Here is a 15,736-nt window from a genome sequence, read left to right on the forward strand (position 1 = left end):
CACCTGCATAGTCTTTGTCGAACAAACGTTCGGAGGTGGTCCATGCGCGTGCTCGGCGTCGACCCGGGGCTGACCCGGTGTGGTCTCGGCGTGGTCGAGGGTGCGCCCGGACGGCCGCCGAAGCTGGTCGCCGTCGGCGTGATCCGGACGCCGACCGACCTGGACGTTGCGCGCCGGCTGGTCCAGATCGAGGCCGGCATCGAGCAGTGGATCGACGAGCACAAGCCGGACGCGGTCGCGGTCGAGCGGGTCTTCGCGCAGCACAACGTGCGGACCGTGATGGGCACCGCGCAGGCGTCGGGGATCGCGATGGTGGTGGCCGCGCGGCGTGGATTGCCGGTCGCGCTGCACACGCCGAGCGAGGTGAAGGCCGCGGTGACCGGCTCGGGCCGGGCGGACAAGGATCAGGTGACCACGATGGTGACCAGGATCCTGCAGCTGCCCGAGCGGCCGACCCCCGCGGATGCCGCGGATGCGTTGGCGCTGGCTATCTGTCATGTGTGGCGCGGGGGAGTGACAAGCCGGTTGCAGGACGCGGCGAAGTCTCAGTTGGAGGCCCGCGCACAAGCACAGTCCAAGGTCCAAGTGGCAAAGGTTCAAGCGGCGCTGGCACAGGCGACCGAAGCCCGGGAGGCACAGCTCCGGGCAGTTCGAGGAGGTAGGCGATGATCGCGTTCGTGCGTGGCCCGGTGGCTGCGATCGGGCTGGACAGTGCGGTGATCGAGGTCGGTGGGATCGGGCTGCAGGTGTACTGCCACCCGGGCACGCTGGCCGGGCTGCGGCCTGGGCAGGAAGCTCGGGTGTCGACCTCGATGGTGGTGCGCGAGGACTCGCTGACGCTGTACGGGTTCGCGGACGACGACGAGAAGAGCCTGTTCGAGCTGCTGCAGACCGCGTCGGGCGTCGGGCCGAAGCTGGCGCAGGCCGCGCTCGCCGTACTGAGTCCTGACCAGCTGCGGCAGGCCGTCGCCTCCGAGGACCTGGCGGTGCTGGTGAAGGTGCCGGGCATCGGGAAGAAGGGTGCGCAGCGGATCGTGCTGGAGCTGAAGGACAAGATCGGTGCGCCGTCCAAGACGGTCGCCGGGCGCCCGCTGCAGCCGACCGAGGCCTGGAAGGGCCAGGTGCAGGCCGGTCTGGTCGGCCTGGGCTGGTCGGCTCGCGACGCCGAGGACGCGGTGATCGCCGTGTCGCCGCTGGCCGACGAGGGCGAGCCGTCCGTCCCCAACCTCCTGCGCGCCGCGTTGCGCGTGCTCTCCAAGGCGTAAGAGATGGAAGACAACGTCAGGCCCCTGGTGTCCGCGGACGCGGTCGACCTCGAGGAACGCAAGATCGAGTCGGCGCTGCGCCCGCGCACGCTGGCCGAGTTCGGCGGGCAGCGCCGGGTCAGCGAGCAGCTCGAACTCGTGCTGCACGCGGCCCGCGGCCGCAACCGCGCGCCCGACCATGTCCTGCTGTCCGGTCCACCCGGACTGGGCAAGACCACGCTGGCGATGATCATCGCGGCCGAGCTGTCGGCCCCGCTGCGCATCACCAGTGGTCCGGCGATCCAGCACGCCGGCGACCTGGCGGCGATCCTGTCCGGGCTCAGCGAAGGCGAAGTGCTGTTCCTCGACGAGATCCACCGGATGTCGCGGCCGGCCGAAGAGCTGCTCTACATGGCGATGGAGGACTTCCGGGTCGACGTCATCGTCGGCAAGGGACCCGGCGCGACGGCGATCCCGCTGGAGATCCCGCCGTTCACGCTGGTCGGCGCGACCACGCGGGCCGGCCTGCTGCCGGGGCCGCTGCGGGACCGGTTCGGCTTCACCGGGCACCTGGAGTTCTACGAGGCCTCCGAGCTGGAGAAGATCGTCAACCGGTCCGCCGCGCTGCTCGACGTCGACATCACGCCCGAGGCCGCCATCGAGATCGCGTCGCGCTCCCGCGGCACACCCCGGATCGCGAACCGGCTGCTCCGCCGGGTGCGCGACTTCGCCGAGGTCCGGGCCGACGGCATCATCACGGTCGCCCTGTCGAAGTCCGCACTCGACCTGTACGAGGTCGACAAGATGGGCCTCGATCGGCTCGACCGCGGCGTGCTCGACGCGCTCTGCCGCCGCTTCGGCGGGGGACCGGTCGGCCTGTCCACGCTGGCGGTCGCGGTCGGTGAGGAACGCGAGACGGTCGAGGAGGTCGCCGAACCGTTCCTGGTCCGCTCCGGCTACCTGGCCCGTACGCCGCGCGGCCGCGTCGCCACCCCGGCCGCCTGGCGCCACCTGGGCCTCAGCGTCCCCAAGAACGCGACCTTCGCCGACACCCTCTTCGACGCCGAGGACGAGTAGGCCCCGGTCAAGGGCACGTCGGCCGGGGGAACTCCGTGGTGCGTCGTACGCGTTGAAGCAGTACACCGTGCACCCAGTGCGGTGGATCGGGTACGCCGCGCGAGCCGGGATCGGCGTACGGTGGCGAGTAACGCAAACGTGACCCGGTGTCATGCGGCACTTGTTGCCGCCCAGGGTTAGACTCCCCGGTGGCCTGACCTCGGGCCATCCCGTGACGACCTGCGCGCGCAGAGCGTGCCGGGCCCCCGCAATCGACGAAGGATTCTGAGTCCCGATGGAACTGCTCGCCGTACCGATGGCCTCCTCCGGGGGCGGCTCGGGCTTCACGCTCCTGCTCCCGCTGATCCTGATCGTGGGAATGATCTGGTTCATGAGCCGCACGCAGCGCAAGCAGCGCCAGAAGCAGGCCGACACGGTCGCTGCGCTGTCTCCCGGCACGAAGGTGGTCACCACCAGCGGCATGGTCGGCGTCGTCGAGGAGGTCGACGACGAGTACGTCATCCTCGAGATCTCCGACGGCATCCTGGTGCAGTTCCTCAAGGCCGCGGTCGGCCGGGTGCTCCCGGAAGACGCCGCCGACGAGGAGCTGACCGCCGACGCGGCGGCCGACGAGCCGACCGAGGCCCCGGTGGAGGACCGGGTCACGGACGAGGTGCCGGAGCGCGACACCGTCGACGTACCGGAGACGGGCGACACCAAGGCGCAGGAAAAGAAACTGCCGCCGACGCACACCGAGAACTGAACTTCCCCGTCCTATCGGCGTGCGGCGCGCCCCGGCGTCACCCTGACACCCCGGCGCGCCCAGAAGCGCAAAGGTTGAATCTCACGTGGCATCAACGACGACATCCCGCCCAGGGCGGCTCCTGATCGTTTTGGGAGTCATCCTGGTCCTGCTGTTCGGGATCATGGGGCTGACCAAGCACTGGGAGCCCAAGCTCGGCCTGGACCTGCGCGGTGGCACCACCATCACGCTCACCGCGAAGTCCCTGGCCGGCGGCGGGAGCATCACCGCCGAGCAGCTGGCCGAGGCGAAGAACATCATTTCGCAGCGGGTCAACGGCGCGGGCGTCGGCGAGGCCGAGATCACCACCGCGGGCCGCGACCACATCAACGTCGCGGTCCCCGGTGCCAACCAGGACAGCCTGGTCAAGCAGGTCGGCCAGACCGCCCTGCTGTACTTCCGGGTCGTGTACGACGCGCAGCAGGCCGTCCCGCCGCCGGCTCCGACGGCCACGCCGACCGGCAAGCCGACGACGACGCCGAAGCCGAGCACCACGCCGAAGCCGTCGACCACGCTGAAGCCGAGCACCACCCCGTCGCCGAACGGCCGGGCCTGGAGCAGCGCGCTCAGCGAGGCCGACACCCCGACGCCGACGCCGACCGCGAAGCCCAGCACCCCGGCGACCCCGCCGGCCACGCCGCCGGTCGCCGCGGGTGACCCGCTCGCCTGGCAGCCCGACGCGGCCACCACGGCGGCGTTCGGGACCTTCAAGTGCCCCGACGAGAAGAACGCGAAGCCCGAGGACAACCCGGACAAGCCGCTGTTCTCCTGCGACAAGGCCGGCACCAGCAAGTACCTGCTCGGCCCCGCGATCCTCAAGGGCACCGACCTGTCCGACGCCAGCGCGGGCATCCCGCAGGGCGGCTTCCAGTGGCAGGTCAACCTGAACTTCAACAGCGAGGGCGGCGACAAGTTCCTCAAGGCCACCACCGCGATCTCCCAGCGCGGCCAGGGCAACAACCTGTTCGCGATCGTGCTGGACGGCGAGACCATCTCGACGCCGAGCGTCGACCAGCCGATCCCCGGCGGTCAGGCGCAGATCAGCGGCAGCTTCACCGAGACCGAGGCGCGCGACCTGGCCAACGTCCTCAAGTACGGCGCGCTGCCGGTCTCGTTCGACGTCTCGTCGGTGGAGACCATCTCGCCGCAGCTCGGTGGTGACCAGCTGTCGGCCGGTATCACCGCGGGCCTGATCGGCCTCGCGCTGGTGATCATCTTCTCGTTCCTCTACTACCGCGGCCTCGGCCTGGTCGTGGTCGCCTCGCTGGCGGCCGCGGCGGCGCTGACGTACGCGTCGGTGGTGCTGCTCGGCCAGGCGATCGGGTTCACCCTGACGCTGGCCGGCATCGCGGGTCTGATCGTGGCGATCGGTATCACCGCGGACTCGTTCGTCATCTACTTCGAGCGACTCCGCGACGAGGTCCGTGAGGGCCGCAGCCTGCGCTCCTCGGTGGAGACCGGCTGGGCCCGCGCCAAGCACACGATCATCGCGGCCGACTCGATCTCGCTGCTGGCCGCCGTCGTGCTGTACATCCTCGCGGTCGGTGGCGTGAAGGGCTTCGCGTTCACGCTCGGCCTGACCACGCTGATCGACCTGCTGGTGGTCTTCATCTTCACCAAGCCGCTGGTCACGCTGCTGGCCCGGACCGACTTCTTCGGCCACGGCCACAAGCTGTCCGGCCTCGACCCCGAGCACCTCGGCGTCGAGCGCCTGCCCGGCCAGATGAAACCGGCCGCCCGTCCGGCCAAGTCGACGCGCAAGCCCGTGGGAGGGGAGGTCTGATGTCGAAGCTCGGAAACATCGGTGCGAAGCTGCACCGCGGTGAGGTCTCCTACGACTTCATCGGCAAGCGCAAGGTGTGGTTCACCGTCTCGCTGATCCTGGTCGCGGTCTCCGTGATCGGCCTGGCCGTCCGCGGCCTGGCGCTCGGCATCGAGTTCAAGGGCGGCACGGAGTACCAGACGTCGGTGCGCGTCACCGACACCACGGTCGACGACTTCTCGAACGCGGTGAAGGCGACCAACGCCCAGGACCTCGGCGACCCGGTCGTCACCACGGTCGGCAGCGACAAGGTCCGGATCCAGACCCGGCCGCTGAGCCAGGACGACATCACCAAGGTCCGCAACGCCATCGCGCAGCAGGCCGGCGTCCAGCCGAACCAGGTCAGTACGTCGCAGATCGGCGCCTCCTGGGGTGACCAGATCGCGAACAAGGCCGTGCTCGCGCTGATCGTCTTCCTGGTCCTGGTCTTCCTGGTGATCTGGATCTACTTCCGCGAACCCAAGGCCTCGATGGCCGCCATCATCGCCCTGCTGCACGACGTGCTGATCACGGTCGGCGTCTACGCGCTGGTCGGGTTCGACGTCACCCCGGCGACCGTGATCGGCGTCCTGACGATCCTCGGGTACTCGCTGTACGACACCGTCGTGGTCTTCGACAAGGTCCGCGAGAACACCCGCGGCATCACCGGCTCGAACCGCTTCACCTACAGCGACGCGACCAACCTGGCCGTCAACCAGACCGTCGTCCGGTCGATCAACACCACGCTGATCGCGCTGATGCCGGTCGGATCGATCCTCGTCGTCGGTACGGTCGTGCTCGGCACCGGTCCGCTGAAGGACCTGTCGCTGGCACTGTTCGTCGGTATCGCCGTCGGCGCGTACTCCTCGGTCTTCATCGCCCCGGCGCTGCTGGCCACCTTCAAGGAGCGCGAGCCGGGCATGCAGGCGCTGCGCCGCCGGGTGCTCGCCAAGCGGGCCCAGCAGAGCGGTTCGGCCACGGCGCCTGTCGCCGGTGGAGCCGAGCCGGCCGGCGCGCTGGTCGGAGGCGGCAGCACTGCGACCGCCGTACGGCCTCAGGATCGGCCCAAGGCCGGTACGCCGGTGCCGTCGAGCCGCCCGGTGAAGCCGACCAGTTCGGCCGGACGGCCGCAGCCGAGCCGCAAGCCGCGCTCCAAGCGCGGTAAGTGAACACGTTGACGAAGGGTTGCTGATGCGCTCGCTGGATGAGGTCCTGGCCCAGGGCATCCGCGACATCCCGGACTACCCGCAGCCGGGGGTGCTGTTCAAGGACATCACCCCCCTGCTGGCCGACCACACCGGGTTCACCCAGGTGGTCGAGGCACTCGCCGCGTTCGGCAAGGACGACGACGGCGAGGTCGTGGTCGACAAGGTGGTCGGGATCGAGGCCCGTGGCTTCATCCTGGCCGCCCCGGTCGCGCTGGCGCTCGGGGCCGGGTTCGTCCCGGTCCGCAAGCAGGGCAAGCTGCCGGCGGCGACGTTCGCGGAGTCGTACGCGCTGGAGTACGGCGAGGCGACGATCGAGGTGCACCAGGACGCGTTCGCGCCGGGGGACCGGGTGCTGGTGATCGACGACGTGCTCGCGACCGGCGGCACGGTCGAGGCGTGCCTGCGGCTGATCCGGCGCTGCGGGGCCGAGGTCGTCGGTACCGCCGTACTGATCGAGCTGTCGTTCCTGCCCGGACGCAAGCGGCTGGCGGACGAGCGTGTGGACGCTCTCGTCACTGTGTGAAACCGGCCGGTTGGTCAAATCGGCGTGTTGTCCACAGGCCGTGTCCACCTCGTTGGCCGTGACCCCCTAGACTGGTGGTCTGTCGGCGGAGGGACACAACGTGGGCGAAGACCCGGCGATGACGTCAGCGGTACCGGATGTGGTGCCGCACGAGCCCCCGCGCGCGCCCGCACCGGTGCGCCCGGTCAGCTCGGCGCCGCCGCCTGCCGCCCAACCGCCGAGGATCGCGCCCGCCCGGGTGCGCGCCCGGCTCGCCCGTCTGGGTGGCACCCGCCACCCGAACCGGGCCCCGATGCTGGAGCCGCTGTTCCGGGTCGTCCGGGCGACCCACCCCAAGGCCGACCTGGCGATGATCGAGCGGGCCTACCGGACCGCCGAGAAGCACCACACCGGCCAGTTGCGCAAGAGCGGTGACGCCTACATCACCCACCCGCTCGCCGTCGCGACCATCCTGGCCGAGCTGGGCATGACCGCGCCGACGCTGTGCGCCGCGCTGCTGCACGACACCGTCGAGGACACCGACTACACGATCGCCGAGCTGACCAAGGACTTCAGCGAAGAGATCGCGATGCTGGTCGACGGCGTGACCAAGCTGGACAAGGTCAAGTACGGCGAGTCCGCGCAGGCCGAGACGATCCGCAAGATGGTCGTCGCGATGGCCAAGGACATCCGGGTGCTGGTGATCAAGCTCGCCGACCGGCTGCACAACATGCGCACGCTCGGCTTCCTGCGGCAGGAGAAGCAGGAGCGGATCGCCCGCGAGACCCTCGAGATCTACGCCCCGCTGGCCCACCGGCTGGGTATGAACACGATCAAGTGGGAGCTCGAGGACCTGTCCTTCTCGACCCTGCACCCGAAGGTGTACGACGAGATCGTCCGGCTGGTCGCCGAGCGCGCGCCGTCGCGCGACGAGTACCTGGCCTCGGTGATCGACCAGGTGCACGAGGACCTGCGTGCCGCCAAGGTGAAGGCGACCGTCACCGGCCGGCCCAAGCACTACTACTCGATCTACCAGAAGATGATCGTCCGCGGCCGCGAGTTCGGCGACATCTACGACCTGGTCGGCATTCGCGTGCTGGTCGAGTCGGTCCGGGACTGTTATGCCGCGCTCGGTGTGCTGCACGCGCGGTGGAACCCGGTCCCCGGCCGGTTCAAGGACTACATCGCGATGCCGAAGTTCAACATGTACCAGTCGCTGCACACCACCGTGATCGGCCCGCAGGGCAAGCCGGTGGAGCTGCAGATCCGGTCCTTCTCGATGCACCGGCGCGCGGAGTACGGCATCGCCGCGCACTGGAAGTACAAGGAGGACCCGAACGCACCGGCTCCGGAGGTGGGCGCCCCGCCGACCACCGAGATCGGCGCGCCGAACGACATGCCCTGGGTCCGGCAGCTCGTCGACTGGCAGCGGGAGACCTCCGACCCGTCGGAGTTCCTCGACTCGCTGCGCTTCGAGATCAACAACTCCGAGGTCTACGTCTTCACCCCGCGCGGCGACGTGATGTCGCTGCCGACGGGTTCGTCGCCGGTCGACTTCGCGTACGCGATCCACACCGAGGTTGGGCACCGCTGCATCGGCGCCCGGGTGAACGGCCGGCTCGTGCCGCTGGAGAGCACGCTCGAGAACGGCGACGTCGTCGAGGTCTTCACCTCGAAGGCGCAGGGTGCCGGTCCTTCTCGCGACTGGCTCGGCTTCGTCAAGAGCCCGCGCGCGCGGAACAAGATCAAGCACTGGTTCTCCAAGGAACGCCGCGACGAGGCGATCGAGCACGGCAAGGACGCGATCGCCAAGCAGTTGCGCAAGGAGGGTCTGCCGCTGCAGCGCCTGCTGTCGCACGAGACGCTCACGGCTGTTGCCAACTCGCTGCGCTACCCCGACGTCACCGGGCTGTACGCCGCGGTCGGCGAGAGCCACGTCAGCGCTCAGGCCGTCGTACGGCGATTGATCGAGACGTACGGCGGGGAAGAGGGCGCGGCCGAGGACCTGGCCGAAGGCCTGCGGCTCCCGCAGACGCGCGAGCGGCGTAAGCGAGCGGCGCGTGGTGACGCCGGTGTCATCGTCAAGGGTGCGACCGACGTGCTGTCGAAGCTCGCCCGGTGCTGCACGCCGGTGCCGGGTGACGAGATCATCGGCTGGGTCACCCGAGGGGCCGGCGTCTCGGTCCACCGGGCCGACTGCGCCAACGTCGCGGACCTGCAGACCCAGCCCGAGCGCATCGTCGAGGTCGAGTGGGCCCCGACCGCCCAGTCGGTCTTCCTCGTCGCCATCCAGGTCGAGGCGCTGGACCGGGCGCGGCTGCTGTCGGACATCACGCGGGTCCTCTCGGACTACCACGTGAACATCCTGTCGGCGGCGCTGACGACAACCCGCGACCGGATCGCCAAGTCGCGCTTCACGTTCGAGATGGGCGACCCGACACACCTGGGCCACGTCCTGAAGGCAGTGCGCTCGGTCGAAGGCGTCTTCGACGTCTACCGCGTCACGCAGTAACTTGCTGGAGGTGTGCGCCGGCCGAGACTTTCGGCCGGACACTCCCGCACTGCACAGTGTCTTGTGTAGTTCACTGTCCAGCGACTGGGGGAGTTGGGGATGGTGGCGTTCGAGTCCGGCTTGGAGCTGAGTGCGCGCTTCTACGCGGAGGCTGTTCGGCCGATGCTGGACTCGGCCGTTCCTGGTCTGCCGCACGCGGCGGCCTTGCTCGGGCGCGGCTCGGAGGTGCTGGGCTTCGACGACCCGATGTCCACGGACCACGACTGGCTTCCGCGGATCCAGCTGTTCCTGCGCGACGAGGACCTGGACCGGTACGCCGAGGTGCTGCGCGAGCAGGTCCCGTCGTCCTTCGCGGACCGCACCACCGACGTCACCGTCCACACCGTGCGGACCTACTTCGCGAAGCACCTCGGCATCGACTCTGAGGCTCCGCTGGAGGCGCAGGACTGGCTGACGTTCTCGGAGCAGAGCCTGCGGATGATCACCGCCGGCCAGGTCTTCCACGACGAGGTTTTGTTGGAGTCGGCCCGCGAGCGTTTTGCCTATTACCCTCGCGATGTCTGGCTCTACCTGCAACTGGCCGGCTGGTGGCGCATCCATCCCGAGGTCAACCTCGTCGGCCGCGCCGGCCAGGCCGGCGATGAGCTCGGCTCGGCGTTGATCGGTTCCCGGCTCGTACGCGACCTGATGCACCTGTGCTTCCTGCAGGACCGCGTCTACGCGCCGTACGCCAAATGGTTCGGTACGGCGTTCAGCCGCCTCGCCGGTGCCGCCGAGCTGACGCCGGTCCTGTCGGACGTCATCCAGGCCAGGTCGTGGCGTGAGCGCGAGGACGCGCTGCTGACGGCGTACGAGCTGATGGCTGCCCGGCACAACGCGCTGGCCATCACGCCACCGGTCGCGACCGAAGTGGTCCAGATGTGGGACCGCCCGTTCAAGGTGCTCTGGGGGCCGTTCCCGGAAGCACTCGCCGCGAAGATCACGGATCCCGCCGTGCAAGCCCTCGCCAACCGCTGGCCCGTCGGCGGCGTCGACCAGATCCGCGAACTGCTCTGGCATCCCCGCGAGCGCCCAGCCCTCCTCAACCTCCTGGCGCCACCGCCCGATCAGTCGGACTAGCTGCCGTCAGGGCCACTGGGCTAGTAGCCGTCCGAGGTGTCGGGCTAGCTGCCGTCTGAGCCGCCCGGCTAGTAGCCGTCCGGGCGCCGGCCTAGTGCTGCCGAGCCGCCCGGGCCGGCTGCCGTCCAGCACCCCAGCGTCTGCCGCGCTGCCGCCTTCTCCACCGCAGCCGCCAGCGCGTCGCCGCTGAGCTAGCAGCCGTGCAGCACCCGGGCGCCGCTGAGCTGGCGGCCGTGCTGCACCCGGCGCCGCTGAGCTAGTAGCCGTGCAGCACCCCAGCGCCCGACGCTGTCTCCGCCGCAGCCGCCGGCGCGTCGCCGCTGAGCTAGCAGTCGGGGCGCCGCGGGGCGCCCTGCCCTGCGTCGGCTTCTGAGCCGCCGGACCGCTCGCGCTCGCGCCCACTGGCGCTGCTCGGCGATCTCAACCTCGCCACGGACGAGCCTCTGGCTTAACCACCGAGTGGCCGCCGTACGGGCTCATCTGCCTTCTGGCCTGGGCCGGCTTCTGAGCTGCCGGGGCGCTGCGGTCGCGCGGCCTGGCCCTGCTCGACGCTGTCACCTTCGCCGAGGACCTGCTGGTTCAAGCGAGTGGCCGTCGTACGAGCTCACTTGCTCGAGTGCAGTGGTTCCTGTCGTGTGCCGGTGGGGATGTTGAGGCCGGCGAGGAAGGCCGTGGCGGCTGGGGGGCGGGTGAAGCGGTTCCAGACGACGTACTCGACGCGGCCGGGGGCGTCGGTGACCTCGATCGTCGTGAGGCCGGTGAGCTGGGGGACGTAGGCCGACGGGAGTAGCGCGATGCCGAGGCCGTTGACGACCAGCCGGGCGATGAAGTCGGCGTTGGTGACCTCGTACGCGACGTCGCGGGTGAGGCCCGCAGCCGCGAAAGCCTGGTCGGTCTGGGCGCGGCCGGCGGTCCTGGCGGGGAGATCGACGAAGACCTCGGACGCGAGCCTGCTGAGGCTTACGGCTGACTCGCCGGCCAACGGATGGTCCGGCGCGACCGTGGCGACCAGGCGATCGCGGCCGAGTTCCCAGGCGTCGACGCCGTGCGGCCGGGCGGTGGTCGGCAGCCCGAGGAACGCCAGGTCGATGGCTTCGGCCTTGACCTGCTCGACGAGTTCGTCGCTGGCGCCGACGCGCAGGCTGATCCGAACGTCCGGGTACCGCTCGTGGAACGTGCGCAACGCCCGCGGGAGATCGACCGCAGCAACCGTCGGGATCAGGCCGACCGCAAGGCGGCCGCGGATCTCACCGACCGCCGCGGCCGCGAGGGCGGTCGCGCGCTCGGCGGCGTCCAGGCACTGGCGGGCAGCCGGCAGGAACGCCGTACCGGCTGGGGTCAGTTGCACACGGCGGCTGCTGCGTTCGAACAGCCGGAACCCCAGTTCGCGCTCGAGGCGCGCGATCTGGTGACTGAGCGCGGACTGGACCACGTGGCAGCGCTCGGCGGCCCGGGTGAAGTTGTTCGTCTCGGCGACGGCGACGACGTACCGGATCTGCTGCAGCTCCATCGAACCATCGTGAATCAAGATCGATCCGATGACAAACATGTGTTGGACTCATCGATCGGCTCGGCCGGAGACTTTCAGCGACACATCTAGCAAAACGCTGAGGAGAAATGGCCACCACCGTAGAAAGTCCGCCCTCGACCGTGAAGTCGTGGCTGGGCGTCGCTGTCATCACCGCCAGCCTGTTCACATTCGTCACCACCGAGCTGATGCCGGTCGGCCTGCTCACCCCGATCGGCGCGAGCCTCGGGATCTCCGTCGGAGTCGCCGGGCTGATGGTCACCCTGTACGGCGTCTCGGCCGGTCTGGGCGTGCCGTTCATCGTCGCGTGGACGCGGCGCGTCAACCGGCGCGCATTGCTGTCCGCGCTCCTGGCAGTCCTTGCCGTCGGCAACTTGATCACCGCGATCTCGCCGAACTACCCACTCGTGCTGACCGCGCGGCTGCTGATGGGATTCGCCAACGGCGTGTTCTGGGCCATCGGCGTCAGCATGGCGATGCGCCTGGTCCCGCAGCACCGCGCCGGCAGAGCCGCCGCGATCGCGCTGTCCGGCATCTCGATCGCCACCGTCGCGGGGATCCCGTTGGGCACGTTCCTGGAGAGCCTCACGAGCTGGCGTGCGACGTTCCTGATCTGGAGCGGCCTCAGCGCCCTGGTCCTCGTGGCTGTCGCCGTCGTCGTACCGTCGCTCCCGTCAAGCAACGCTGTTCCGGTCCGCGAGGTCTTCGCCCTACCACTCAAGAACGTCCCGCTGCGCCTGGTGATGATCACCGTATCCCTTTACGTACTAGGACATTTCGCGGCCTACACGTTCGTCCGCCCGTACCTGGAGGAGAACTCGTCGGTCACCGCCGGCTTCGTCGCCACCCTGCTGATCGTGTACGGCGCAGGTGGTGCCATCGGCAACTTCGTCGCCGGCTACACCACGACGATCAACCTCCCCGCCACCTTCACCATCGCCCGCACCGGCCTGGTCGTAGCCCTCCTCCTACTTCTCACCATCGGCCACACAACCACCGGCGCCATCATCGCCCTGGCCCTCTGGGGCCTCTCCTTCGGCGCCGCCAACCTCTGCCAAATCAACCTCACCCTCGCCGCGGCTCCCAACACCTTCGAAGCTGCCATGTCGATCAACACCCTCGCCTACAACACCTCAATCGCCCTGGGCGCCCTCCTAGGCGGCCTGATCGCCGACCACACCGGAGTAACCGCCGCCGTCTACTTCGGCCTAGCCCTAACAGCTGCCTCCCTACTAGCCACCTTCATCCGCCGACTTACGTCCACCAGCACCAGCCGACTCCCGCAGCCCTAGCCGCTCCCAAGCAGCCCGCACGCCCAAGCAGGCCGCACGCCCAAGCAGGCCGCACCCAAGCAGGCCGCGCCCAAGCAGGCCGCAGTGCCCGGGGGCGGCCTGCTTGCCGCGCCGAACTCGATCCGCCGCCGGCGCTCACCGCCACCAACCACTGACCAACCACGGCTGGCCGCCAGACCCAACGCTCAACAGGCAGGCTTGAGTCCGCTCCACAGCAGGTTGATCAGCGCTGGCCGTCGATGTTGGACGTCGGCTAGGTAGATGCCCAGCTGCCACCGCCACCTTGCCCAGCTCTCCGTCGCCAGTGCGCCTAGCGGCTGGCTGGCGATAGGGAACAGGCCGACGCTCTGGCTGCACAGGACGGCCAGGAGCAGCCCGACCGGTTCGCGGATGACGACTGCGCACGTTGAGCGGAAAGTGCGCCTTCTACCAGCGGCGGGGGAGGCGGGGTTGTTGGCTGAGGTAGCTGCCTACTGCTAGTTCCAGGGCGGGGTAGCTGCCCCAGAGGTCGGGGCGGCGGACGGAGATGATGTGCCAGCCTAGGGCGGCCAGTTCGTCTTGGCGGCGTTCGTCGCGGGCCTGTTCGCGGGGGCGGGAGTGCCAGCGGTCGCTGTCGTATTCGAGGCCTAGGCGGCGGCCGTCTTCGAGGGGTTGAGGGAAGGCCAGGTCGAGGCGGTACTTGCCTGCGTGAACCTGAAGGGTGGGGCGGGGGAAGCCCGCGTCGAGGAGTCTGAGGCGGAGCCAGGATTCGCCGGGGGACTCGGCGCGGGGGTCGGCGTAGCCGAGGATCTGGCGGGCCTGCCAGATCCTCGGGTGGTCGGAGTGCGATGCCAACTGACGGAGGACGTCGAGGGTGGTCACGCCGGAGCGGAGAAAGGCGTCGATTGCCGACAGAGCAAAAGGACGCGGCAGGTTCGTGGCCAACGCGAGGGCGGTGGAGGCGGGCGTGGTGACTTGGAGTCCGGCGATCTCGACGGTGTCGGTCGGTTCGTTGGTCCAGTGCAGGCCGGGTTCTTCGGACTCGCCGAGGGCGGTGGTGTCGATGCCGTGGATCCAGGCTGCTGTGCGGCCGCAGGCGGTCGCGTCGGGTGGGAGCAGCCGAATGATCGACGTGGCACGGAGCTCGGGGGAGTCGGGGACACGGACGTCGACGTAGACGCCCTTCAGCACAGGACGTATCTGCCCCGAGCCCAGGAGCCAGTTGAGTTTGCGCCCGACCTGGCGACCCGTGAAGGGCAGGCCGCAGAAGTACAGCGGGGAGTCCATCACCGAAGGATGGTCGATGACCACCCTTCGGTGATTTCAGTTGTCCACAGGGTCAGCTGAAGTCTGACAACGCGTTCTGGGCTTGGGTCAGCCATTCTCGGCGGGCTGCGATGGCTTCTCGGGCTTCCTTGGCCTTGCGGGCGTTGCCTTGGGACTCGTGCTTGGTGGCTTGCTTCTCCAGGTCGGTGATGAGGGACTGGAGTTGCTTGACCGTGGCCTCGGCGCGGGCTCTGGCCTCGGGGTTGGTGTTGTTCCAGACCTCGTCCTCGGCGGACTTGACGGCTTGTTCGACGGCGCGCAGGCGGCCGTCGATGGTGCGCATCGAGTCGCGGGGGACCTTGCCGATCTCGTCCCAGCGGTCGAGCAGGCCGCGGAGCTGGTCGCGGGCGGACTTGGCGTCGTTGACCGGGAGGATCGCCTCGATCTCGACCAGGAGGGTTTCCTTGGCCTGCAGGTTGGCCTGCTGCTCGACGTTCTCCTCGGCCTGTACGGCGTCACGCGCGCCGAAGAACGTGTCCTGGGCGCTGCGGAAGCGGGCCCACAGCTTGTCGTCGACCTCGCGCGGCGCGGGGCCGGCGGCCTTCCACTGGCGCATCAGGTCGCGGAAGCGGCCCGAGGTCGGGCCCCAGTCGGTCGACGAGGCGATCGTCTCGGCCTCGGCGGCCAGCCGTTCCTTGACGGTGGCGGCCTCGTCGCGCTTGGAGGACAGCTCGGCGAAGTGCTGCTTGCGGTGCCGCGTGTACGTCGTACGGGCGGACGAGAACCGGTGCCACAGCTCGTCGTCGCTGGACTTGTCGAGGCGCGGCAGCGCCTTCCACTCGTCGAGCAGCTCGCGCAGGCGGGTGACGCCGTGGCGCCAGTCGGTGCCGGCGGCGATCGTCTCGGCCTCGGTGGCGATCTTGGTCTTGGCCTCGCGGGCCTCCTCGACCTTCGCCGCGCGCTCGGCCTTCTTCTTCTCGCGCTGCTGGGCGACCAGCGGGGTGAGTGCCTCGAGCCGGGTGAGGAGACCGTCGAGATCGCCGACCGCCTGGGCGTCGGTGATCGAGCTGGTCACCTTCTTCACCGCGGCGCGGGCGTCGTCGGGCGACACCGTGCCGGCCTGCACCCGCTTCTCCAGCAGATCCACCTCGAACGCCAGCGCGTCGTACCGTCGGGTGTAGAAGGCCAGGGCCTCCTCCGGGTTCGCGTCCGGCCACTGGCCGACCGACCGCTCGCCGTCCTTCGTCCGGACGTACACCGTTCCGTCGTCTGCTACCCGGCCCCAGCTTTCCTCGGCCACAACTCGCCCCTTCCGGCGGTATGCACTGCGCTCGTGCCCATTCTGGTCGGCCCTTGGTTCAACCAGGTGAACAGGGCTGCCCTGGGCGCGTCGGAACCCTGTCCCGACAGCTATCACTGAACAATCA

Annotated in this window: 13 protein-coding genes; 10 read left to right on the plus strand and 3 right to left on the minus strand. The window is 69.4% G+C overall.

What is annotated here, in order from left to right; translation table 11 throughout:
• The first annotated feature begins 42 nt into the window (after positions 1 to 42).
• The 9 genes from ruvC to ACYVIO_RS38825 all read left to right on the plus strand — a co-directional run bounded on the left by ruvC (position 43) and on the right by ACYVIO_RS38825 (position 10,244).
• Positions 43 to 669 (plus strand): crossover junction endodeoxyribonuclease RuvC, encoded by a 627-nt coding sequence (gene ruvC, locus ACYVIO_RS38785; protein WP_460655999.1) that lies wholly within the window; start codon positions 43 to 45, stop codon positions 667 to 669.
• Positions 666 to 1,265 (plus strand): Holliday junction branch migration protein RuvA, encoded by a 600-nt coding sequence (gene ruvA, locus ACYVIO_RS38790; protein ID WP_460656000.1) that lies wholly within the window; start codon positions 666 to 668, stop codon positions 1,263 to 1,265. Before ruvC ends, ruvA begins: the two co-directional genes overlap by 4 nt.
• Positions 1,266 to 1,268: 3 nt before the next feature.
• A complete protein-coding gene (ruvB, locus tag ACYVIO_RS38795) occupies positions 1,269 to 2,321 on the plus strand; it encodes a Holliday junction branch migration DNA helicase RuvB (RefSeq protein ID WP_460656001.1) in 1,053 nt (350 codons plus the stop codon).
• A 274-nt stretch (positions 2,322 to 2,595) separates the two neighbouring features.
• The gene (gene yajC, locus ACYVIO_RS38800; protein WP_460656002.1) at positions 2,596 to 3,063 is read left to right on the plus strand and encodes a preprotein translocase subunit YajC; all 468 of its coding nucleotides are present in this window, start codon (positions 2,596 to 2,598) and stop codon (positions 3,061 to 3,063) included.
• Between the two features lie 124 nt (positions 3,064 to 3,187).
• Complete coding sequence (gene secD, locus ACYVIO_RS38805) at positions 3,188 to 4,885, plus strand: protein translocase subunit SecD (protein WP_460656186.1); 1,698 nt, start codon at positions 3,188 to 3,190, stop codon at positions 4,883 to 4,885.
• Positions 4,885 to 6,072, plus strand: a complete 1,188-nt coding sequence (gene secF / locus ACYVIO_RS38810) for a protein translocase subunit SecF (RefSeq protein WP_460656003.1) — start codon at positions 4,885 to 4,887, stop codon at positions 6,070 to 6,072. The genes secD and secF overlap by 1 nt, the downstream gene beginning before the upstream one ends.
• A gap of 22 nt (positions 6,073 to 6,094) precedes the next feature.
• Positions 6,095 to 6,634: an adenine phosphoribosyltransferase gene (locus tag ACYVIO_RS38815; RefSeq protein WP_460656004.1), complete on the plus strand. Its 540-nt coding sequence runs from the start codon at positions 6,095 to 6,097 to the stop codon at positions 6,632 to 6,634.
• A 118-nt stretch (positions 6,635 to 6,752) separates the two neighbouring features.
• Positions 6,753 to 9,125, plus strand: coding sequence for a RelA/SpoT family protein (locus ACYVIO_RS38820; protein ID WP_460656005.1), 2,373 nt, complete (start codon positions 6,753 to 6,755; stop codon positions 9,123 to 9,125).
• 99 nt (positions 9,126 to 9,224) lie between these two features.
• Positions 9,225 to 10,244 (plus strand): DUF4037 domain-containing protein, encoded by a 1,020-nt coding sequence (locus ACYVIO_RS38825; protein ID WP_460656006.1) that lies wholly within the window; start codon positions 9,225 to 9,227, stop codon positions 10,242 to 10,244.
• A 604-nt stretch (positions 10,245 to 10,848) separates the two neighbouring features.
• Here ACYVIO_RS38825 and ACYVIO_RS38830 read toward each other — a convergent pair.
• Positions 10,849 to 11,754, minus strand: a complete 906-nt coding sequence (locus tag ACYVIO_RS38830; protein ID WP_460656007.1) for a LysR family transcriptional regulator — start codon at positions 11,752 to 11,754, stop codon at positions 10,849 to 10,851.
• Between the two features lie 107 nt (positions 11,755 to 11,861).
• Between ACYVIO_RS38830 and ACYVIO_RS38835 the strand changes: the two genes are divergently transcribed.
• Positions 11,862 to 13,064 carry an MFS transporter gene (locus ACYVIO_RS38835; protein WP_460656008.1) on the plus strand — a complete coding sequence of 401 codons (1,203 nt, stop codon included), beginning with the start codon at positions 11,862 to 11,864 and terminating at the stop codon, positions 13,062 to 13,064.
• Positions 13,065 to 13,490: 426 nt separating this feature from the next.
• On the opposite strand, the gene ACYVIO_RS38840 is transcribed toward ACYVIO_RS38835, so the two are convergent.
• On the minus strand, positions 13,491 to 14,330 hold the full coding sequence (locus ACYVIO_RS38840) for a hypothetical protein (protein WP_460656009.1): 840 nt from the start codon (positions 14,328 to 14,330) through the stop codon (positions 13,491 to 13,493).
• A 52-nt stretch (positions 14,331 to 14,382) separates the two neighbouring features.
• On the minus strand, positions 14,383 to 15,609 hold the full coding sequence (locus ACYVIO_RS38845; RefSeq protein WP_460656010.1) for a DUF349 domain-containing protein: 1,227 nt from the start codon (positions 15,607 to 15,609) through the stop codon (positions 14,383 to 14,385).
• Positions 15,610 to 15,736: the final 127 nt, after the last annotated feature.

This window comes from Kribbella endophytica (assembly GCF_054781295.1).